Annotated in this window: 21 protein-coding genes; 8 read left to right on the forward strand and 13 right to left on the reverse strand. The window is 71.9% G+C overall.

What is annotated here, in order from left to right; all coding sequences use genetic code 11:
• Nucleotides 1–60: 60 nt before the first annotated feature.
• The 4 genes from KBX71_RS24410 (at nucleotide 61) to KBX71_RS24425 (ending at nucleotide 2,597) form a co-directional block, all read left to right on the forward strand.
• Nucleotides 61–234: a CsbD family protein gene (locus tag KBX71_RS24410; RefSeq protein WP_196928600.1), complete on the forward strand. Its 174-nt coding sequence runs from the start codon at nucleotides 61–63 to the stop codon at nucleotides 232–234.
• Nucleotides 235–397: 163 nt separating this feature from the next.
• Nucleotides 398–745, forward strand: a complete 348-nt coding sequence (locus tag KBX71_RS24415; protein WP_210820232.1) for a helix-turn-helix domain-containing protein — start codon at nucleotides 398–400, stop codon at nucleotides 743–745.
• Nucleotides 742–1,011 carry a hypothetical protein gene (locus KBX71_RS24420; protein WP_210820233.1) on the forward strand — a complete coding sequence of 90 codons (270 nt, stop codon included), beginning with the start codon at nucleotides 742–744 and terminating at the stop codon, nucleotides 1,009–1,011. The genes KBX71_RS24415 and KBX71_RS24420 overlap by 4 nt, the downstream gene beginning before the upstream one ends.
• 125 nt (nucleotides 1,012–1,136) lie before the next feature.
• A complete protein-coding gene (locus KBX71_RS24425) occupies nucleotides 1,137–2,597 on the forward strand; it encodes an alpha/beta hydrolase (protein ID WP_210820234.1) in 1,461 nt (486 codons plus the stop codon).
• Between the two features lie 24 nt (nucleotides 2,598–2,621).
• Here KBX71_RS24425 and KBX71_RS24430 read toward each other — a convergent pair whose 3' ends face one another.
• The 3 genes from KBX71_RS24430 to KBX71_RS24440 all read right to left on the reverse strand — a co-directional run bounded on the left by KBX71_RS24430 (nucleotide 2,622) and on the right by KBX71_RS24440 (nucleotide 5,638).
• Nucleotides 2,622–3,875, reverse strand: a complete 1,254-nt coding sequence (locus KBX71_RS24430; RefSeq protein WP_210820235.1) for an RNA polymerase sigma factor — start codon at nucleotides 3,873–3,875, stop codon at nucleotides 2,622–2,624.
• The gene (locus tag KBX71_RS24435) at nucleotides 3,872–4,228 is read right to left on the reverse strand and encodes a YciI family protein (protein WP_240639083.1); all 357 of its coding nucleotides are present in this window, start codon (nucleotides 4,226–4,228) and stop codon (nucleotides 3,872–3,874) included. The genes KBX71_RS24430 and KBX71_RS24435 overlap by 4 nt, the downstream gene beginning before the upstream one ends.
• A gap of 147 nt (nucleotides 4,229–4,375) precedes the next feature.
• Complete coding sequence (locus tag KBX71_RS24440) at nucleotides 4,376–5,638, reverse strand: DUF2786 domain-containing protein (RefSeq protein WP_210820236.1); 1,263 nt, start codon at nucleotides 5,636–5,638, stop codon at nucleotides 4,376–4,378.
• Nucleotides 5,639–5,848: 210 nt separating this feature from the next.
• Here KBX71_RS24440 and KBX71_RS24445 point away from each other — a divergent pair, with 210 nt between their 5' ends.
• Nucleotides 5,849–6,331 carry a DUF2243 domain-containing protein gene (locus tag KBX71_RS24445; protein ID WP_210820237.1) on the forward strand — a complete coding sequence of 161 codons (483 nt, stop codon included), beginning with the start codon at nucleotides 5,849–5,851 and terminating at the stop codon, nucleotides 6,329–6,331.
• A complete protein-coding gene (locus tag KBX71_RS24450) occupies nucleotides 6,328–7,158 on the forward strand; it encodes a cytochrome c oxidase assembly protein (RefSeq protein WP_210820238.1) in 831 nt (276 codons plus the stop codon). The genes KBX71_RS24445 and KBX71_RS24450 overlap by 4 nt, the downstream gene beginning before the upstream one ends.
• 9 nt (nucleotides 7,159–7,167) lie before the next feature.
• On the opposite strand, the gene KBX71_RS24455 is transcribed toward KBX71_RS24450, so the two are convergent.
• The 9 genes from KBX71_RS24455 to KBX71_RS24495 all read right to left on the reverse strand — a co-directional run bounded on the left by KBX71_RS24455 (nucleotide 7,168) and on the right by KBX71_RS24495 (nucleotide 15,581).
• Nucleotides 7,168–7,443 (reverse strand): hypothetical protein, encoded by a 276-nt coding sequence (locus KBX71_RS24455; protein WP_210820239.1) that lies wholly within the window; start codon nucleotides 7,441–7,443, stop codon nucleotides 7,168–7,170.
• Between the two features lie 13 nt (nucleotides 7,444–7,456).
• Complete coding sequence (locus KBX71_RS24460; RefSeq protein ID WP_210820240.1) at nucleotides 7,457–8,542, reverse strand: hypothetical protein; 1,086 nt, start codon at nucleotides 8,540–8,542, stop codon at nucleotides 7,457–7,459.
• A complete protein-coding gene (locus KBX71_RS24465) occupies nucleotides 8,520–8,861 on the reverse strand; it encodes a hypothetical protein (protein ID WP_210820241.1) in 342 nt (113 codons plus the stop codon). Before KBX71_RS24465 ends, KBX71_RS24460 begins: the two co-directional genes overlap by 23 nt.
• A 3-nt stretch (nucleotides 8,862–8,864) precedes the next feature.
• Nucleotides 8,865–9,323 carry a YbaB/EbfC family nucleoid-associated protein gene (locus KBX71_RS24470; RefSeq protein WP_210820242.1) on the reverse strand — a complete coding sequence of 153 codons (459 nt, stop codon included), beginning with the start codon at nucleotides 9,321–9,323 and terminating at the stop codon, nucleotides 8,865–8,867.
• Between the two features lie 124 nt (nucleotides 9,324–9,447).
• Nucleotides 9,448–10,569 carry a CaiB/BaiF CoA-transferase family protein gene (locus tag KBX71_RS24475; RefSeq protein ID WP_210820243.1) on the reverse strand — a complete coding sequence of 374 codons (1,122 nt, stop codon included), beginning with the start codon at nucleotides 10,567–10,569 and terminating at the stop codon, nucleotides 9,448–9,450.
• Nucleotides 10,566–12,731, reverse strand: coding sequence for a 3-hydroxyacyl-CoA dehydrogenase NAD-binding domain-containing protein (locus tag KBX71_RS24480; RefSeq protein ID WP_210820244.1), 2,166 nt, complete (start codon nucleotides 12,729–12,731; stop codon nucleotides 10,566–10,568). Before KBX71_RS24480 ends, KBX71_RS24475 begins: the two co-directional genes overlap by 4 nt.
• 14 nt (nucleotides 12,732–12,745) lie before the next feature.
• Nucleotides 12,746–13,960, reverse strand: a complete 1,215-nt coding sequence (locus tag KBX71_RS24485; protein WP_210820245.1) for an acetyl-CoA C-acetyltransferase — start codon at nucleotides 13,958–13,960, stop codon at nucleotides 12,746–12,748.
• The gene (locus KBX71_RS24490) at nucleotides 13,950–15,110 is read right to left on the reverse strand and encodes an acyl-CoA dehydrogenase family protein (RefSeq protein ID WP_210820246.1); all 1,161 of its coding nucleotides are present in this window, start codon (nucleotides 15,108–15,110) and stop codon (nucleotides 13,950–13,952) included. The genes KBX71_RS24485 and KBX71_RS24490 overlap by 11 nt, the downstream gene beginning before the upstream one ends.
• Nucleotides 15,111–15,365: 255 nt before the next feature.
• A complete protein-coding gene (locus KBX71_RS24495; RefSeq protein WP_112621205.1) occupies nucleotides 15,366–15,581 on the reverse strand; it encodes an AlpA family transcriptional regulator in 216 nt (71 codons plus the stop codon).
• Nucleotides 15,582–15,722: 141 nt separating this feature from the next.
• Here KBX71_RS24495 and KBX71_RS24500 point away from each other — a divergent pair, with 141 nt between their 5' ends.
• On the forward strand, nucleotides 15,723–15,980 hold the full coding sequence (locus tag KBX71_RS24500) for a hypothetical protein (protein ID WP_210820247.1): 258 nt from the start codon (nucleotides 15,723–15,725) through the stop codon (nucleotides 15,978–15,980).
• Between the two features lie 118 nt (nucleotides 15,981–16,098).
• A complete protein-coding gene (locus KBX71_RS24505) occupies nucleotides 16,099–16,743 on the forward strand; it encodes a TetR/AcrR family transcriptional regulator (protein ID WP_124818398.1) in 645 nt (214 codons plus the stop codon).
• 37 nt (nucleotides 16,744–16,780) lie between these two features.
• On the opposite strand, the gene KBX71_RS24510 is transcribed toward KBX71_RS24505, so the two are convergent.
• The gene (locus tag KBX71_RS24510; RefSeq protein ID WP_210820248.1) at nucleotides 16,781–17,680 is read right to left on the reverse strand and encodes a zf-HC2 domain-containing protein; all 900 of its coding nucleotides are present in this window, start codon (nucleotides 17,678–17,680) and stop codon (nucleotides 16,781–16,783) included.
• Between the last annotated feature and the right edge of the window lie 55 nt (nucleotides 17,681–17,735).

The raw sequence follows: 17,735 nt of genomic DNA on the forward strand, positions 1-17,735 counted from the left end.
GGGCCGGCGACGGCGGGGGTACCTCTGTGGTCGTAGCGACGCTTGCAATGGAGGTTGGCAATGGGTATCGACGACAAGATCAACAACGCCACCGAGGACGCGACCGGCAAGCTGAAGGAAGGCGCCGGTCGGGCCACCGGCAACGAGCAGCTGGAGGCGGAGGGTCGCGCTGACCAGTCCACCTCCAAGCTCAAGCAGGCGGGCGAGAAGATCAAGGACGCCTTCAAGAGCTGACGTACGACGTAACCCGCACGCCGGGCCGGTGATCATCACCGGCCCGGCGTGCTGTGTGTGTGACCCTTTTCGTCGACCCTGAGATCTCCCTGATCCCGCTTCCGTCAGGTAGCGCCGCACGGCGGCACCTGCTAACTTTCCTTGGCATGTGCAAGGGCTGGTTATGAGCACCGCTCCGCCGCCGACCGGCGACGACCTGGTCCGGGTGCTGGCCACCCTGGCCAACCCGCACCGGCTGCGGGTCGTCGCCGCGTTGGCCCGCGAGCGTGCGTACGTCAGCGGGCTGGCCCGGCAACTGGGCATCAGCCGGGCGCTGTTGCAGGTCCACCTACGGAAGCTGGCGGCGGCCGGGCTGGTCACCGCCCGCCTGGAGTTGTCGGAGGACGGGAAGGCCATGAACTACTACGAGGTGGAGCCGTTCGTGCTCACACTCACCCCCGCGGTCATCGCGGCGGCGGTCGCGACGCTGACCGTGCCCGACTCGGGCGAACAGCCAGGGACACAGCGATGAGCGATCACGACTGGACCGAGGTGGTCGGCGCGATCGGCATCTTCGCTTTCCTGATCAGCGTGTTCACGGTGACCGTCGTCCAACTCGCCAAGACCCGGCGGGCACGGTACGAGGCGGCCCGCGCGGACGACTACCGCCGGCTCGCCGAGACGGCCGCTCAGGCCCAGGCGGAGAACACCCGACTGCTCGCGGCGATGGACGGCCGGCTGGGCGGGATGGAAACCCGGATGACCACGCTCGAACGCGTCCTGCGCGAGGTCGACTGACCCGGCGGACGAGAGCGGCCCCGGGCCGTCGAGCGGCTACTCGACGGCCCGGGTGGAAGCAGCATCACCTCGCCCGGTGGGCGAGTTTCACAGGCAACGCTCCTTCGAGGAGAGGACAGCACCTCATGCTGCGCGTACGCAAATCCGCAGTCGGCTGGGCGGTCGCCCTGGCCCTCACGGCCGCCGGCCTGACCCCGGCGAGCCCGGCCGCCGCCCGACCACAGCCCGCACCGACGATCGACTGGCGGCCCTGCGCCACGGACACCGGCGCCGAGTGCGGCACCCTGTCGCTGCCGGTGGACTGGAACCGGCCCCGTGGCGAGCGCTTCGACCTGTCGTTGGCCCGCCGGGTCGCCAACCCGGCCACCCGGGAAGGTGCGCTGGTCTTCGGGCCCGGGGGGCCGGGCGACAGCGGGGTCGACCGGGTGGTGAACGGCAGCTCCCGGTTCAGTGCCGACCTGCGTGCCCGGTTCGACATCGTCAGCTTCGACCCACGCGGCACCGGCGACAGCCACCCGGTGGTCTGCGCCCGGGACCTGCTCGTCCGGCAACCGCAGCTGATCGCCGACCAGGCCCAGTTCGACGCCGTCCTGGCCAACAACGCGCTGCTGCGTGCCGACTGCCGGGCCCGCACCGGGGCGCTCTACGACCACGTCGACACCACGAGCGCCGCCCGCGACCTGGAGGCGGTCCGCATCGCGCTCGGCGAACGGCAACTGACCTTCCACGGCAGCTCGTACGGCACCCTGCTCGGGCAGCGGTACGCCGAGCTGTACCCCGACCGGGTCCGGGCCATGGTGCTGGAGGCCGCGATGGACCACAGCCTCGGCACCCGCGCCTTCCTGGACACCCAGGCCGCCACCGCCGAGGGCCCGTTCGACGAGTTCCTGGCCTGGTGCGCCCGCTCGGCCGACTGCGTCCTGCACGGTCGCGACATCCGTGCCAGCTGGGCCGGGCTGCACGCCCGGGCCGAGCGTGGCTCGCTTACCGACCCGGACAGCGGCGGAGCAGCGCTCGCCCCGTTCGAGTTGAGCCGCCTCGCCCACAAGAAGCTCTACGACACGTGGCGGTGGCCGGGGCTGGCCGAGTGGATCGTCCGACTGGAGGGCGCCACCACCACGCCGAGCGTCCGTCCGTCGGCGGACCAGGCCGTGGCTCCGTACCCCTTCGCGGTTTTCTGTCAGGACTGGAGCCTGCCGGTCCGCGACTACCGGGAGTACGTCGGACATCTGCGCCGGGCGGCCCGGATCGCGCCGGACCTGCGCTACCCGCCGGCGCTGTTCGCCCTGGTCACCTGCCTGGGCACCCCGACTCCGGTGGCCAACCCGCAGCATCGGCTTCGGGTCCACACCGCCGTGCCGCTGCTGCTCGCCGCCACGGTGCACGACCCGGCCAGCGGCTACGGCTGGGCGCGCAGCGTGGCGCGACAGTTGGGCCGGCACGGCGCGCTGCTCACCTACCAGGGGTGGGGACACGGCAGCCACAGCAGCAGCCCGTGCGTGCAACGAGCCGTCGACTCCTACCTGATCGATCAGGTGGTGCCCGCCCGGGGTGCCAGCTGCCCAGCCGTCGAACCCGAGGTGTGAGCGCCGCTGCTGACCGGGCACCCGTCAGGGTTGCCCGGTCAGCCGGGCCGCCCGCACCTCCAGGTAGCGCTGCTCGGGCCGGCTGGTGGTGCCCCGCGCGGCGGCCAGGTACGCCTCCCGCGCCGCGCCGACCTCCCCGGCCAGCTCCAACAGGTGAGCCCGGACGGCGGCCAGCCGGTGGTGCCCGGCCGTGCGTTCGTCGGCGTCCAACGGCGTGAGCAGGGCGAGCCCGGCGCGGGGCCCGTCCACCATCGCCACCGCCACCGCCTGGTTCAGGGTGACCATCGGGTTCGGCGCGATCCGGGCCAGCAGTCGGTAGAGCGCCACGATCTGCCGCCAGTCCGTCTCCGCCGCCGTCGACGCCTCGGCGTGCACGGCGGCGATCGCCGCCTGGAGCTGGTACGGGCCGGGCGGCGACCAGGTCAACGCCTCGGTGATCAGCGCGATCCCCTCCGCGACGGCGGCGGTGTCCCACCGGGAACGGTCCTGCTCCGCCAGCGGCACCAACTCCCCGTCCGGGCCCACCCGGGCCGCCCGGTGCGCGTCGGTCAGCAGCATCAGCGCCAGCAGCCCGGTCACCTCACCGTCGTCGGGCAGCAGCCCGCGCAGGATGCGAGCGAGCCGGATCGCCTCGCCGGTCAGCTCGGCCCGGCGCAGGTCCGGGCCACTGGACGCGGTGTAGCCCTCGTTGAAGATCAGATAGAGCACCCGCAGCACCGTTCCCAGCCGTTCGGCCCGCTCGGCCGGCCCGGGCATGGTGAACCGTGCCCCGGCGGCCTCGACCCGCTGCTTGGCCCGCCGGATCCGTTGACTCATCGTCGCCTCGGGCACCAGGTGGGCGCGGGCGATCTGGGCGGTACTCAGACCACCGACCGCCCGCAGGGTGAGCGCCACCTGCGCCGATCCGGGCAGCGCCGGGTGGCAGCAGAGGAACAGCAGCATGAGGGTGTCGTCGTCGGCCGGAACGTCGGGCTCCGCGTCCGCCGCCGGCGCCACCCCGGCGTACGCCGGCTCGCGCCGCGCCACCGTCACCTCGCGGTCCCGGCGGGCGCTCTCGCTGCGCCACTCGTCGGTGAGCCGGCGGGTGGCCACTGTGAGCAACCAGGCGCGCGGATTGTCCGGTACGCCCTGTCCGGGCCACTGCGTCGCGGCGGCGAGCAGTGCCTCCTGGACCGCGTCCTCGCACCTGTCGAACTGTCCGTGCCGACGGACCAGCAGGCCGAGGACCTGCGGCGCGAAGGTGCGCAACAGATCCTCGACCGTCCGGTCCTCGGTCACATCTCCGTCCCGGCCTCGTCCATGATCGGGCGGACCTCCATCGCGCCGCCGTACCGGACGTCCGGCCAGCGGGCGGCGATCTCGGCAGCCCGCTGCGGGCTGTCACACTCGACGGCCAGGTACCCGGCGAACTGCTCCTTGCTCTCCATGAACGGGCCGTCGAGGACCTCGGGGCTGCCGTCCACGAGCCGGACCGTCAACGTCTGCGACGGGTTGGCCAACGCCTGGCCGCCGATCAGCTCGCCGGTCTCGGTCAGCTCCTTCATGATCTCGTCGACCTCACCGAAGAGGGCGGTGCGATCCTGCTCGCTCAGCCCCTCGGTGAAGCCGGGCCGGTTCCAGATCAGCAGCATGTACTTCACGGCGATGCTCCTCAGGCTCTGGTCGCACCCCGATCGGGGCGCGGCTCACCGGAGGGTCGGAGTCGTTCCTCCGATCCCTACCGCGTACCGAAGAAAATCGCAGAAACGCCCGCCGGGGGTGCTCCCACGCCGGATGGTTCAGCGCGGATCGGGTCGGCCGGGCACCTGTCGGGGCTTCCGGCCGCCACCGACGTCCAACGAGGCCCGGTCGGCGGCCGAGGTGCCGGACGACCAGCCCTCGGCGTCGCGCACGCTGAGCCGGTGCCGGGTGACGCCGGGGAAGAGCGTGTCCAGCCGCTCCCGGACCGCCTTGCCGCGCGCCGCGAGCACCGGCAACAGCCGCTCCGCGCCGGTCGTCTCGGCCGTCGCCCGGTCCGCCGCGTCAGTGGCCGCTTCGGTGGCCGCCCGCAACCGCTCACCGATCCGCAGCGCGAACGCGTTGAGGAAGGACTCGTCCCAGACCTTCGTCCGCCGCCCCGACCCCGGCCGCCGCTCGGCCCGCCCACGCAGCATCGCCGCCGTGGCCTGGACCAGCAGCGACGTGTAGAGCAACTCCACCGCCACCAGATCCGCCGGCCAGCCCAGCACTGTGGCGAAGCCGAGATCGTCCGACCAGACCGCCTCGCACCGGTTCGCCGCCGCCACCTCCTGCACCAGCAGCGCCTTGGCGCCCGCGTACGGGGCGTCGGTGCTGAGGCGTACACCGCCGGGCACGTCCCCGCGCTCGGACCCGGCGGCCAGCAGCGCCTCGTCGATGCTGTGCCGGGCGATCAGCTCCTGGGCCTTCCCGGTCAGCGCCTCCGCCTCGGCCGGAAAGGTGGTCGACTCGGCCTTGGCCAGCAGCGCCCGTACCCGATCCAGCATCGGCGACCCGCTGCGAGCCGCGCCGGCCGTGCGGGGCAGTGCCGCGCCGCTGGTGCCCGGCGGCGGGCGCAGCACAGCGATCGGCGGCAGGCTCTCCACCAGCGCGAGAGTGTCCACGGCCGTCCGGAGCGCGTCTGCCCGGTCCAGCCCCTCCCTGGTAGCCCAGCCGCTCAGCACGCTCCGCTCGGCGCCACCCTCGGTGGCCGCCAGCTCGCGTAGCTGGTCGTCCCACCAGGCGGGGACCGGCTCCGCCTGGTCGCGCCGCTGGGCGGCCAGCGCGTGCCGGACCAGGCTGGCCGCGCGGGCGTCGAGCCGTCGACCGGTGAGCCGGTCCACGTCGACCGGCTGCCAACCACGCGGCCAGAGCCGGCCCAGGCCGCGGACCAGGCGACCCAGCAGCGCCACGTCCACCGCCGTGGTGCCGTCCGCGTCGCCGGTGCCGACCATCAGTTGGTCCAGCTGCCGTTCGGCCTGGCGTACGTCAGTGCCGCGCACCGCCGCGAGCGCGTTGGCGACGAGTTCGTCCGCGTCCGGCACGGGCACCTCCTTCTCGGGATCTGGCTCGTTCTTCTCGGGATCTGACTGTCGCTGCCCCCTCAGGCTCCATGATCATGCCGTCAGTGGCCCGGGAGTCACGAAACGGGGATGTGCCGCCGGCCCATTGCGCCTTCCCGCCGGTTCGGCTCGGCATGTTTCATGGGGTTCGGGGTATTTGTGACCTGATCCGAGCTGACTGCGAGGTGTGTGGTGGTCGATTCGAGCCTGCCGAGGACACGCGGCGCCGACGTTCGTGCCTCCACTCTCGTCGGCGTCCTGATCGGCATCGCGATCATGGCCGCCGTGGACGAGATCGTCTTTCACCAGCTTCTCGCCTGGCACCACTTCTACGACCGTTCCACTCCCTCGGTGGCGCTGCTCTCGGACGGGCTGCTGCACGCCGCCGAGGTGATCGCCCTGGTCGGCGGGTTCTTCTGGTTCGCCGACCTGCGTCGTCGGCGCGCCCTGTCGAGCCGACTGGCCTGGGGTGGCTTCCTGCTCGGCGCCGGAGGATTCCAGCTCTTCGACGGGCTCGTCGACCACAAGGTGCTCCGGCTGCACCAGATCCGCTACGGCGTACACCTGGTGCCGTACGACGTGGTGTGGAACGTGGCCGGCGCGGTCCTGCTGCTGGCCGGCGTCGCTGTCCTGTGGTGGGCCCGGTCCCGCCGGCCCGGCGCTGGTCCCCGATGACGATTGCCGGGCAGCTGGCGCACGCCGGGCACGGCACGGCCGGGTCGGCGTGGTCCCCGTTGTTCCCGGTCGTGTTGCTGGCGGCCGGCTACGTGCTGGCCGCCGTCCGCGAACCACGGGGTTGGGACCACCGCCGCACAGCCGCCTGGCTGGTCGGCTGCGCCCTGCTGGCGGTCGCCGTCGGACCGCTGGCCCAACTCCCCGACGACCCCCGCGGGCACATGGCGCAGCACCTCCTGCTCGGCATGCTGGCCCCGCTGGGCCTGGTGTTCGGCGCCCCGGTGACGCTGTTGCTGCGGGTCGCCCCACCACCGGTACGCCGGGCGGTCGGCCGGCTGCTGGGCGCCCGCCCACTGCACCTGCTCGCCCACCCGGTCACCGCCGCGCTGCTGAGCACCGGCGGGCTGGCGCTGGTGCTGCTCACCCCGCTGTACGCGGCGGCCGAACGGCACTCCGCGCTGCACCACGCCCTGCACCTGCACTACGTGGCCGCCGGCTATCTCTTCGCCTGGTCCCTGGCCGGGCCGGACCCGGCGCCACGTCGCCCCGGCCTGGCGGTACGGATCGGTGCGCTACTGGGCGCGGCGGCCGGCCACGCCGTGCTGGCCAAGTACCTGTACGCGCACGCCGAAACCCTCCCACCCGGTCTTTCTGACCGGGACCCGGAAGCGTTCCGCGCGGCCGCCCAACTCATGTACTACGGCGGCGACCTGGCAGAGCTGCTCCTGGCCGTGGCCCTCTTCGCCACCTGGTACAACCGCCCTCGCTCGCGCCCTGCTCACTCGATCAAGAGGTTTGCGTCGCCGAAGGACGAGGCCCTGACGTGACCCTCTTGATCAGCTCGAAGGCGGGGTTGCCAGTGCGGCGGAGAGTTGGCGGAGGAACGAGCGGATCTCGTCCTCACTGTGGTGAGTCTCAGCCTGGTCGTTCAGTGGGCCCGAGTAGCGCAGCGCCTCCTCCAGCGCGTCCCGCGTCTCGGCCCGGCCTCCCGGGTAGAGCCCGGCGGTCACCCCGTCGACGACCCGGGTCACTACAGAGTCGTCGAGCACCCGGTCGAACTGGATCCCGTAGAGGATCCCGTTGACGTGGCCCTTCCAACTGTCCGTAACCATGCTCGTCGACTCCCTAGAAGATCTGACTGCCGTCCCAGGCAAGGATCGGAACCCCGCCCACACCGTTGCGCTTGAACTCGGCGTCGAGATTGGCCATATGGCTCACGTCAGGCTGGTAATGACCGCTGCGCGCCGTCGCGTACTGGACCCTACCGTCCTTGACGACCAACTCGCCCGCCGCGGCAACCGGCTGCCCGTTGCCCAGTGTCGAGTGGTGGAAGTCGCCGACCTTCTGGTAGTTGGACGCATAGAGGTTGCCGTTCCGGTCCATTACGAAGATCGCCTGACCGTTTCCGCTGAAGACGGTCTGAGCGCCCGATGTGTCGAACGGTTCGCCGCTTCTGGCGCTGCGCAACATGCCGTTGGTGTCGAAGAAGACTCGGTGCTGTTCGAGTTCCTCCGGACTGAGCCGGCGTACGGCCGTCGGGAAATGCCCGCCGGGCAGGTGCTCGTTGCGGTACTTGTCGAGCATCGGCTTGGTGTTGTGGTAGCGCGGTGTGCTGTGTGGGCCGGGCACACCGGGTCGTCCGGGGCCACCCGGCTTCGTGCCCTTGCGGTTGAAACGTCGCAGCAGCGTCTTCGCACGCTTCAACAACCGCGGAATGATCTCCTTGACCACCCGCTCGATGATCTCCTTGATGATCCGCTGGATCGCCATCCGGGCCAGGCCGATCGAGACGGGGATCGAGGCCAGCGAGGAGCCGAGGCTGGGTGCCGCTGCTGCCAACGCAATCGCTACCTGAACCACCAGAATCGTCAGCTGGACGATGACGAGGACCTTCTGGGTCAGGGTGATGATGGCCATCACCAGCAACGCCATGCCGATCAGTTCGGCTGCCTGAGCGCCGTCCTCCATTCGGCGCGGTGCACCCTCCTCGCCCTGCCACGCCTGCTCGAACGCGCGAACGTCGTCCCCGCTGTTTGTCATTCCGACCTTGGCTGCGCCTGCCTCCGCTTCCCCGACCGCCGTGCGCAGCCGGCCGGCGAACGCGAACCACAGTTGGGACGCTTGGAAGAGCAGCTCCTCGTCGGCAGCCGGCCAGGTGAATCCGACCCAGCCCAGGGCTTCGGTGAGCTCAGGAGGAAGCTGCATACCCACTGGGCAGCTCCATCCTCGTGAAGAGTTCCGCGTTGGCGATGTCGGTCGCCTCGTGTGAGTCGGCGCTGAAATCGAGATTCCCGGCGGCCTCCAACAACTGGTCGGCCATCGACCGGTAGACGTCGAGCGCATGCGTCAGAACTTCGACGTACGCGGCGCCGAAGAGCGAGCCCGCCTCGTCGTCACCCCAGGGATTACCCGCCCCGTTGACAGTCGACTCGAGGCTGGCGATCTCCTCGCCGAGTTGCTGGCCGGTCTTCGCGAGCGACGCAGCCGCGGCGTGTAGAGCGTCGAGGTCTACCTGAATCCCGTCGGACATGGCTCAGCGCTGATTCAGCCTGCGGGTGACCACGTCCAGGTCGCCGATCATCTGCTGGAAACCCCGGAACGCGTCGTCGGAGACCCGTTCGAGCTGCTGGGTCAGGGCCGAGGTGTCGACTTGGCCGGCGGCCATCAGCTCGGCCCGCCGGGCGCGCTCGTCGGCCTGTGCCGCCTGGACCGCCTCCAGGACGTATCCAGCGATCGCGCTGGTGCCGGCCCGGGACAGGTTCGGGTCGATCACCAGGGTCTGCAGCGCGCCGAAGGCGGAGACTTCCGCCTCGACAAGACCATCCGCGCCAGTGCCGCGCCCCATCGTCTGCTCGGCCGGCGGAGCCGGTTGTCCGTTCAGCTCGTCAGCATCGTCCGTGGGTGCGGCGGTGAGACCTGAGGCCTGGCTCAGTAGGCGCATCGCCTCTTCGAGCGAGCGGTTCAGACCGGAGGGATCAATTGTGCCCGCCATGCTCGTCCCCCTACGTTTTGCAGTCCACCTCGCTTGTTGAAGGTATCAACGGCGAGCTCGCGCGGCTGCCCTGAGAGGTCCCATGTGGATCGGGCGAAAGTCGACGCCGCCTGCCTTCGACAGGTCACTGCCATTCGCGGAGGATCTCCTCGACCGGTTGGACGTCCCGCTCCGGGTCTGGTGCCGGGGTTGGGCGGGCGGTCGGGGTGCGGTCGAAGCGGGGCGCTGGTGCTGGCTGGATCTCGCCACCAACCTCGACGAACGTGCCCCGGGCGGCGTTGTGCGGGTGCTGGTGCGCCTCGCCGGGGGCGAGCACCGGCGCGACGCAGGCGTCCAGGTCGGCGAAGACCGCAGTCCACTCGTCCCGGGTCCGCTCGGCGAACCGCTCGGTGAGCCGGCGGCGCAGCTCGTCCCAGCCGCTCGGGTCGTACTGGGCGGGCAGGTCCGGGTCGTCGGCGAGGTCGAGACCGGTGAGGAGTACGGCGTAGAAGGCTGGTTCCATCGCGCCGACGGCCATGAATCCGCCGTCGGCGGTGGCGTACGTGTCGTAGAACGGCGCCCCGCCGTCGAACATGTTGCGCCCGCGCGGGGCAGCCCACAGGCCGGTGCCGAGCAGCCCGTGCAGGAACGAGGTGAGCAGCGCCGAGCCGTCCACCATGGCCGCGTCGACCACCTGGCCGATACCGGAGCGCTCCCGTTCCAGCAGCGCGGCCAGCACCCCGACGGCGAGCAGCATGCCGCCGCCGCCGAAGTCGCCGAGCAGGTTCATCGGCGCGTACGGGCGTTCGCCGGCCCGTCCCAGCGGCTCCAACGCCCCGGCCACCGCGATGTAGTCGATGTCGTGCCCGGCGCGGGCTGCCAGCGGGCCGTCCTGACCCCAGCCGGTCATCCGCGCGTACACCAGCCGGGGGTTGTGGGCCTGGCACACCTCCGGGCCGAAGCCGAGCCGCTCGGCCACCCCGGGCCGGTACGCCTCGACCAGCACGTCCGCGCGTTCGACGAGGCGCAACAGGTCCGCCACCCCGGCCGGGGACTTCAGGTCGAGCGCGGTGACCCGCCGCCCGCGTTGCAACGGCCCGCTGGTCGGTGCGGCCAGCCGGCCCGCTCCCGGGGCGCCCGGCCGGTCCACCCGCACCACGTCCGCCCCGAGGTCGGCGAGCACCATGCAGCCGAACGGCGCCGGGGCGAGGCTGGCCAACTCGACGACCCGCACCCCGGCCAGTGGCCCGCCGCGCGCCGCCGTCACGCGACCCCCACCGGTGCGGCGGGGCCGTCGGCCGAGGCGGCGAGCCGGTCGACCAGGTCGGCGGGGGGTGTGAACCGGTCGCCGTAGCGGTCGGCCAGTTCGATGGCACGGGCCGCGAAGCCGGCCGGGCCGCCCGCGTACTGCCGGACGTAGCGGATCACCCCTCCCGTCCACGCGGGAAAACCGATGCCGAAGATCGAGCCGATGTTGGCGTCGGTCTCGGTGCGCAGCACCCCCTCGTCGAGGCAGCGCAGCGCGTCCAGCGCCTCGGCGAAGAGCATCCGCTCCTGGAGGTCGGTGAACGGCACCGACCGGCCCGCGTCGCTGGTCAGGTCGGCGAGACCGGGCCACAACCGGCCCCGGGCGCCGTCGTCGTAGGAGTAGAAGCCGCGTCCGGTGGCGCGTCCCGACCGGCCGTACGCGTCGACCAGCTCGTCCACCAGCCGGTGCGCCGGCAACGGTCGGAACTCCTCGCTGGCCGCCTCGAACTGACGGCGGATCCGCTGGATCAGCGTGAGACTGACCTCGTCGGCCAGCGCCAGCGGCCCGGTCGGGTAGCCGGCCTGCAGGGCGGCCTGCTCCACCGACGCGGCGGGGACACCCTCGGCGACCATGCCGACCGCCTCGTCGATGAACCGGCCGATCACCCGGCTGGTGAAGAAGCCCCGGCCGTCGTTCACCACGATCGGGGTCTTGCCGATCCGCCGGCCCAGGTCGAACGCCCGCGCCAGAGCCACGTCCCCGGTCCGCTCGCCCACCACGATCTCCAGCAACGGCATCCGGTCCACCGGCGAGAAGAAGTGCATGCCGATGAAGTCCGCCGGCCGGTCCACGCCGGCGGCCAGCCCGGTGATCGGCAGGGTGGAGGTGTTGGAGGCGAGCAGCGCGTCGGGCGCCAGCACGGGCAGCACCTCGGCGAAGACCTGCTGTTTCAGCGTCGGGTCCTCGAAGACCGCCTCGATGACCGCGTCGCAGCCGTTCAGCGCGTCCACCTGGTCGGTGGTGGTGATCCGGTCCAGGACCGCGCGGGCTTCCGCCTCGGTCGTGCGGCCCTTGCGTACCGCCCGGGTCAGCAACCGCTCGGCGTGCTCCCGGGCCCAGCCGGCGGCCTCCGGCGTGACGTCCTTGACCACGACCTCAAGCCCGGCGCTGGCGCAGGCGTACGCGATGCCCGCGCCCATCATGCCGGCCCCGAGCACCGCCACCCGGCGTACCGGCGGGGCGTCCACATCGGCCGGTCGGGCCGCCCCACCGTTGACGGCCTTCAGGTCGAAGAAGAACGCGCCGATCATGTTCTTGGCGACCTGCCCGGTGAGCAGGCCGATCAGATGCCGGGTCTCCACGGTCAGGGCGGTCTCCAGGTCGACCTGCGCGCCCTCGACGGCGGCGGCCAGGATCGCCTCGGGCGCGGGCAGCCGGGCGCCCTTGAGCTGCTTGCGCAGCGTCGCCGGGAACGCGGGCAGCTGTGCGGCAAGCGAGCGGCTGGCCGGGGTGCCGCCCGGCATCCGATAGTCCGGCCGGTCCCACGGCTGCGCCGGGTGCGGGTTCGCCGCGATCCAGGCCCGAGCGTGCTCCAGCAGCTCCGCCGGCGTGGTGACCACCTCGTCGACCAACCCGGCGGACAGGGCGTCGGCCGGGCGCATCCGCCGGCCGGTGAGCAGCACAGTGGTCAGCGCGCCGGCCAGGCCGAGCATCCGTACCGTCCGGGTGACGCCTCCCGCCCCCGGCAGCAGGCCCAGGGTCACCTCGGGCAGCCCGAGCCGGCTGCCGGGCACGTCCAACGCGATCCGGTGGTGGCAGGCCAGCGCGATCTCCAGGCCACCGCCGAGCGCCGAGCCGTTGACAGCGGCGACCACCGGCCGGCCCAGCGTTTCCAGCCGGCGCAGGTCCCGTTTGATGGTGCCGAGCAGGACGGCCAGGTCGGGCGCGTCGGCGCGGGTGGCCCGGATCATCTCGGGCAGGTCACCGCCGGCGAAAAAGGTCGACTTCGCGCTGGTCACGATGACCCCGACGAGATCGGGCTCGGCCTCCAGCCGATCGAGGACCGCGCTCATCGAGGAGGCGTACGCCCGGTTCATGGTGTTGGCGGACTGGGTGGGGTCGTCCAGGGTGAGCGTGACGATGCCGTCGACGCCGCGGTCGTACCGGATGGTGTTGGTCATTGTCGTCCTCCGGGTCAGCAGCGCTCGAGAACCGTGGCGACGCCCATTCCGCCGCCGATGCACAGGGTCACCACGGCGCGGCGCAGGTCGCGGCGCTCCAACTCGTCCAACGCCGTACCGAGCAGCATCGCTCCCGTCGCGCCGAGCGGGTGGCCGAGCGCGATCGCGCCGCCGTTGACGTTCACCCGGTCCGGGTCGAGGCCCAGGTCACTGACGTACTTGAGCACCACAGCGGCGAAGGCCTCGTTGATCTCGAACAGGTCGATGTCGTCGAGTGTCAACCCGGCGACGGCGAGCGCCTTGTGGGTGGCCGGGATCGGGCCGGTCAACATCAGCGTCGGGTCGGCACCGGTGACCGCCGCGCCGACGATCCGGGCGCGCGGGGTGAGGCCGAGGTCCCGACCGACGTCGCCCGAGCCGATCAGCACCAGCGCGGCGCCGTCCACGATGCCTGACGAGTTGCCCGCGTGGTGGACGTGCTCGATCGCCTCCAACCAGTGGAACTTCTGCAACGCGACAGCGTCGAAGCCGGCCGCCGCGCCCATCGTGGCGAAGGACGGGGTGAGCCTGGCCAGCGCCTCCCGGGTGGTTTCGGGGCGCGGGTGCTCGTCGACGGTGAGGATGTCCAGCCCGTTGCCGTCACGGACCGGCACCACCGAGCGGGCGAAGTACCCGCCGGCCCACGCCTTGGCGGCCCGCTCCTGCGACCGCAGCGCGTAGCCGTCCACATCGTCCCGGGTGAAGCCCTCCAGCGTGGCGATCAGGTCGGCGCTGACGCCCTGCGGCACGAACGACGTCGCCAGCGCGGTCTGCGGATCGGTCGCCCAGGCCGCGCCGTCGGAGCCCATCGGCACCCGGGACATCGACTCGACACCACCCGCGAGCAGCAAATGCTCCCAGCCGGAGCGGATCCGCGCGGCAGCGGAGTTGACCGCCTCCAACCCGGAGGCACAGAACCGGTTGAGCTGCACCCCGCCCACCTGGTCGGGCAGCCCGGCCAACAGCGCGGCCGCCCGCGCCAGGTCACCGCCCTGCTCGCCGACCGGGGTCACGATGCCGAGCAGCAGATCCTCCAACCGGCCCACGTCCAGGCCGGGGTTGCGCTCCCGCAACGCGTCGATCAGGCCCACCACCAGGGAGATCGGCTTGACCCCGTGCAGCGCCCCGGTGTCCCGGCCGCGTCCGCGCGGGGTGCGGACCGCGTCATAGACGTACGCCTCAGAGGGCACGGGCGATCAACTCCTTCATGATCTCGTTGGTGCCGCCGTAGATCTTCTGGACGCGGGCGTCGGCGTACATCCGGGCGATCGGGTACTCCGTCGTGTAGCCGTAACCGCCGAAGAGTTGAAGGCACCGGTCGACGACCTCACACTGCCCGTCGGTGAGCCACGACTTCGCCATCGCCGCGGTGGAAACGTCCAGGTCGCCACGCGTGTGCCGGACGATGCAGTCGTCCAGGAAGACCCGGCTGACCCGGGCGCGGGTGGCGCACTCGGCGAGCACCATCCGGGTGTTCTGGTGACCCATCAGGGTCTTGCCGAAGGCGGTGCGCTCCTTGGCGTACGCGACTGTCAGCGCGACCGCCCGTTCCATGGCGGCCACCGCGCCGACACCGATGACCAACCGCTCCTGCGGGAGTTGCTGCATGAGCTGGACGAAGCCCAGCCCCTCGGCGCCGCCGAGCAGGTTGGCCCCCGGCACCCGGAACTCGTCGAAGAACAACTCCGCAGTGTCGTTGGCGTGCAGCCCGATCTTCGACAGCAGTCGGCCTCGCCGGAACCCCGCCGGGTCGCCACCCACCTCGCACACCAGCAGCGAGACGCCGGCCGCCCGCTGCTCGGGATCGGTCTTCGCGGCCACGATGACCAGATCGGCCAGACCACCGTTGGTGATGAACGTCTTCGCGCCGGTCACCAGGTAGTCGTCGCCGTCCCGGACCGCCCGGGTGCGCATCGCCTGAAGATCGGAGCCGCCGTCCGGCTCGGTCATCGCGATGGCGCCGACCAGCTCACCGCTGCACAGGCCGGGCAGCCAACGCCGCTTCTGCTCCTCGCTGCCGTACGCCACCAGGTAGCCGGCGACGATGCCACTGTGGACGGCCAGGCCGAGGCTGCTCTCCCCGGCGTACGCCTGCTCGTGCAGCAGGACGGCCTCGTGGGTGAAGCCGCCGCCCCCGCCGCCGTACTCCTCCGGGACCGACAGGCCGAGCAGCCCCAACTCCCCGGCGCGCCGGTAGTGCTCGCGGTCCGGGTGGCCCTGCGCCTGCAGACGCTCGGCGTGCGGCAACACCTCCTTCGTGAAGAAGGTGCGGGCCAGATCTGCCAGGTCGTCATGCTCCGGCTCGCGCCAGGGTGAGCCGTCGGGCGGGGGAGTCGGCATGTGCACCACCCTCGCGCGCTGTTGGCGGCATGTCAATAAGTCGTGATCGCCTGCCGGCACGGGGGGCGTCGGGGTGTTCCGGGTCCGCAGCCCGAGACCGTCATGCCTGGGCCGGGTGCGCCAGCCCGAGACCGTGCGGCCCTGGCCCCAAGTCGTCGATCATGGACCTGTGCCCCTGCCGTCACCGGGCGCGCGGAGATCTTGGACAGTTTCCGTTACGAGCTAACGGAAAGTGTCCAAGATTGCGAGTGCGAACTACTCGGCCTCGTCGCCGTCGGTGGGACGCGGCGGGCGGTGCTCGGCGATCCACGCCTCCACATCGGCACGCAGCCAGACCGTCGTGCCGTGCAGTCGCTGGAACGGCGCCGGGAAGGTCGGGTAGCGGATGAGCTGACGCATGCGGGTCCGGCTCACGCCGAGCAGATCCTGCAGCTCGTGCGGACCGACCAGCGGACCCGGGACTTCACCCATCACTTGACGGTAGGGCGATCGGGCATGCCCAATTGCATCTACCTACGTGCGCAGTCGTCTCGAATGGGTGAGGGTGAACGTGACGGTCCGACTGTGGCCGGGCCGCCAAGGCGGCGATCGCGAGCATTGGGAGGGTGCCCGATGGATCAGGCGACGGAGTTGGCGTGGCTGCGGGAGCGGGTCGGGGGGTTGGAGACAGCGCTGCACTGTGCGCGGCGGGAGTTGTTCGATCTCCGTTGCCGGCTCACGTTGATCGGGCGGGTGGTTCAGGACGTCGACCGGGTGCAGCGAGCACCCGGGGTGGCCCTGGGTGCGATCAACGCGGCGCTCTACTCCGAGGCGTCCAATCTGCGCCACCTGGGCCGTCACCTGGTCCGGCGGCGTCAGGGCCTGCGGTGATCAAGTGATGAAAAGTAGGTCAGGAGTGGCTCTGGCACCTACTTCTCAGCACTTGATCAAGGCGGAGCGGTGGTTGACGCGAGGCCTGGCGCGGTGAGCTGTCGATAGGGTCGGGCAGATGAGTGTCGAGACGGCTCCGCGCCGCCGCCGTTTGGAGCCGGACGCCCGACGTGGGCAGATCCTGGCCTGCGCGGTCCGGCTGTTCGGCGAGCGCCCGTACGCGGACGTGTCGACCACCGACGTCGCCCGCGAGGCGGGTGTCGCTCGCGGCCTGGTCAACCACTACTTCGGGGCGAAGAAGGACCTCTACCTGGAGGTCGTCCGGGTCATGGTGACCATTCCCGAGGTTGCCCTGGAGCGGCTGCCCAAGGGGGATCTGCGGACCCGGGTCGACGCCAGCGTCACCTGGTTCCTCGACGTGGTTTCCCGGCACAGCACCTCCTGGCTGGCGGCGGTCACCGCCCGGGGGATGGGCGGCGACGCCGACGTGGAGCGGGTGCTCGCCGAGGCCGAGGAGGTCGCCGCGGACCGCATGCTGGTCGCCGTCGGGTTGGCCGGCGAGGCGGAGCACCGCGAGGAGTTGCGCGGGATGGTCCGGGCGTACGGGGGGCTGGCGACGTCGACCGCCCGCGAGTGGCTCCAGCGTGGCGCGCTGACCCGCGCCCAGGTGCACCTGCTGCTCACCACCACCCTGCTGACCATCGTCGAGCAGGTCATCCCGCAGGTCATTGCCGACCGCGAGCCGACGCGACCAGAGCGCTGAGTGCCGTGGCCCGACCGTTCCGCCGGGCCGCCGACGCTCAGGCAGCGCGCCGTTCGTCGGCCTGGCCGGTACGCGCCGCCGGAGCGGCCTGGCCGGCACGCGCCGCCGGGGCGGCGTAACGGTCGGCGGCCTGGGCCGGGTAGGACTCGGGGCGTACCACCCGCAGCGGCCGGTCCACCTCGTCGGCCCCGAAGCGCCAGCGGGACGGTGTCGGCTGCCGCTGCGGTGCCGGCCCGCCGGGGCGCAGACCGGGTCGGGACAGCAGCACGGTGATCAGGTAGCCGACCACCAGGAAGCCGTGGCTGATCAGCCGCTCCGCGCCCACCGATCCGGTGGCCAGGTCGTTGACCGACAGCAGCAGCAACGTGCCGACGAACGCGCTGAGCATCGGCAGCAGCCCGGCGGGTGGGCTGCGGCGCAGCGCCACGAACAGGAAGCCAGCGCCCACTGCCACGTTCCACGCCGCGGACTCGTGCCACAGGTGCTGGCCGGTGGAGTGCAGGTGGTCGGCTGTCGCGCCTCGGCCCACCTGGGCCAGGCCGAGCACCAACTGCACCGCGCCGAGCAGCCCGAGCGCCGACCGCAGGCCGGCGACGAGCGGGCCACGTCCGAACGCCGCGCGTAGTCCGGCTACCGACCCACCATGCCCGAACACCGAGCGCAGCCCGGTCGCCAACCGGCCTCGTCCAGCCAGGCGCCGCCACCGCGACCGGTGGGCCGCCGCCGCCGTGGTGGCGGCCAGGATCGCCGCCGTCCGGTCGGGGACCTCAACGACCAATCGGGTACGAACCCGCCGAGTCACCGCCGCCACCGCCGTGAACCAGGCCCGGCACTCGGCACACCCGTCGAGGTGCCCCTGCACCGCCGTCAGTTCGGCGGCGGTCTCCTCCCCGTCCAGCTGCGCGGACAGGACCTCCCGCCACTGCTCACACCCCATGTATCGGTAGTCGCTCCGGCAGCCGCTCCGGTTCCCGGCGACAGTGACTGGTTGT

The organism is Micromonospora sp. D93, from assembly GCF_018070365.1.
In the GTDB taxonomy this organism is placed as follows: domain Bacteria; phylum Actinomycetota; class Actinomycetes; order Mycobacteriales; family Micromonosporaceae; genus Micromonospora; species Micromonospora ureilytica.

Excerpts from the sequence above, each read along its gene's own strand:
- KBX71_RS24410 (WP_196928600.1), top strand. The coding sequence starts at position 61 with ATGGGTATCGACGACAAGATCAACAACGCCACCGAGGACGCGACCGGC.
- KBX71_RS24415 (WP_210820232.1), top strand. The coding sequence starts at position 398 with ATGAGCACCGCTCCGCCGCCGACCGGCGACGACCTGGTCCGGGTGCTG.
- KBX71_RS24420 (WP_210820233.1), top strand. The coding sequence starts at position 742 with ATGAGCGATCACGACTGGACCGAGGTGGTCGGCGCGATCGGCATCTTC.
- KBX71_RS24425 (WP_210820234.1), top strand. The coding sequence starts at position 1,137 with ATGCTGCGCGTACGCAAATCCGCAGTCGGCTGGGCGGTCGCCCTGGCC.
- KBX71_RS24435 (WP_240639083.1), bottom strand. The coding sequence starts at position 4,228 with ATGCTGCTGATCTGGAACCGGCCCGGCTTCACCGAGGGGCTGAGCGAG.
- KBX71_RS24450 (WP_210820238.1), top strand. The coding sequence starts at position 6,328 with ATGACGATTGCCGGGCAGCTGGCGCACGCCGGGCACGGCACGGCCGGG.
- KBX71_RS24455 (WP_210820239.1), bottom strand. The coding sequence starts at position 7,443 with ATGGTTACGGACAGTTGGAAGGGCCACGTCAACGGGATCCTCTACGGG.
- KBX71_RS24465 (WP_210820241.1), bottom strand. The coding sequence starts at position 8,861 with ATGTCCGACGGGATTCAGGTAGACCTCGACGCTCTACACGCCGCGGCT.
- KBX71_RS24470 (WP_210820242.1), bottom strand. The coding sequence starts at position 9,323 with ATGGCGGGCACAATTGATCCCTCCGGTCTGAACCGCTCGCTCGAAGAG.
- KBX71_RS24480 (WP_210820244.1), bottom strand. The coding sequence starts at position 12,731 with ATGACCAACACCATCCGGTACGACCGCGGCGTCGACGGCATCGTCACG.
- KBX71_RS24490 (WP_210820246.1), bottom strand. The coding sequence starts at position 15,110 with ATGCCGACTCCCCCGCCCGACGGCTCACCCTGGCGCGAGCCGGAGCAT.
- KBX71_RS24495 (WP_112621205.1), bottom strand. The coding sequence starts at position 15,581 with ATGGGTGAAGTCCCGGGTCCGCTGGTCGGTCCGCACGAGCTGCAGGAT.
- KBX71_RS24500 (WP_210820247.1), top strand. The coding sequence starts at position 15,723 with ATGGATCAGGCGACGGAGTTGGCGTGGCTGCGGGAGCGGGTCGGGGGG.
- KBX71_RS24505 (WP_124818398.1), top strand. The coding sequence starts at position 16,099 with ATGAGTGTCGAGACGGCTCCGCGCCGCCGCCGTTTGGAGCCGGACGCC.
- KBX71_RS24510 (WP_210820248.1), bottom strand. The coding sequence starts at position 17,680 with ATGGGGTGTGAGCAGTGGCGGGAGGTCCTGTCCGCGCAGCTGGACGGG.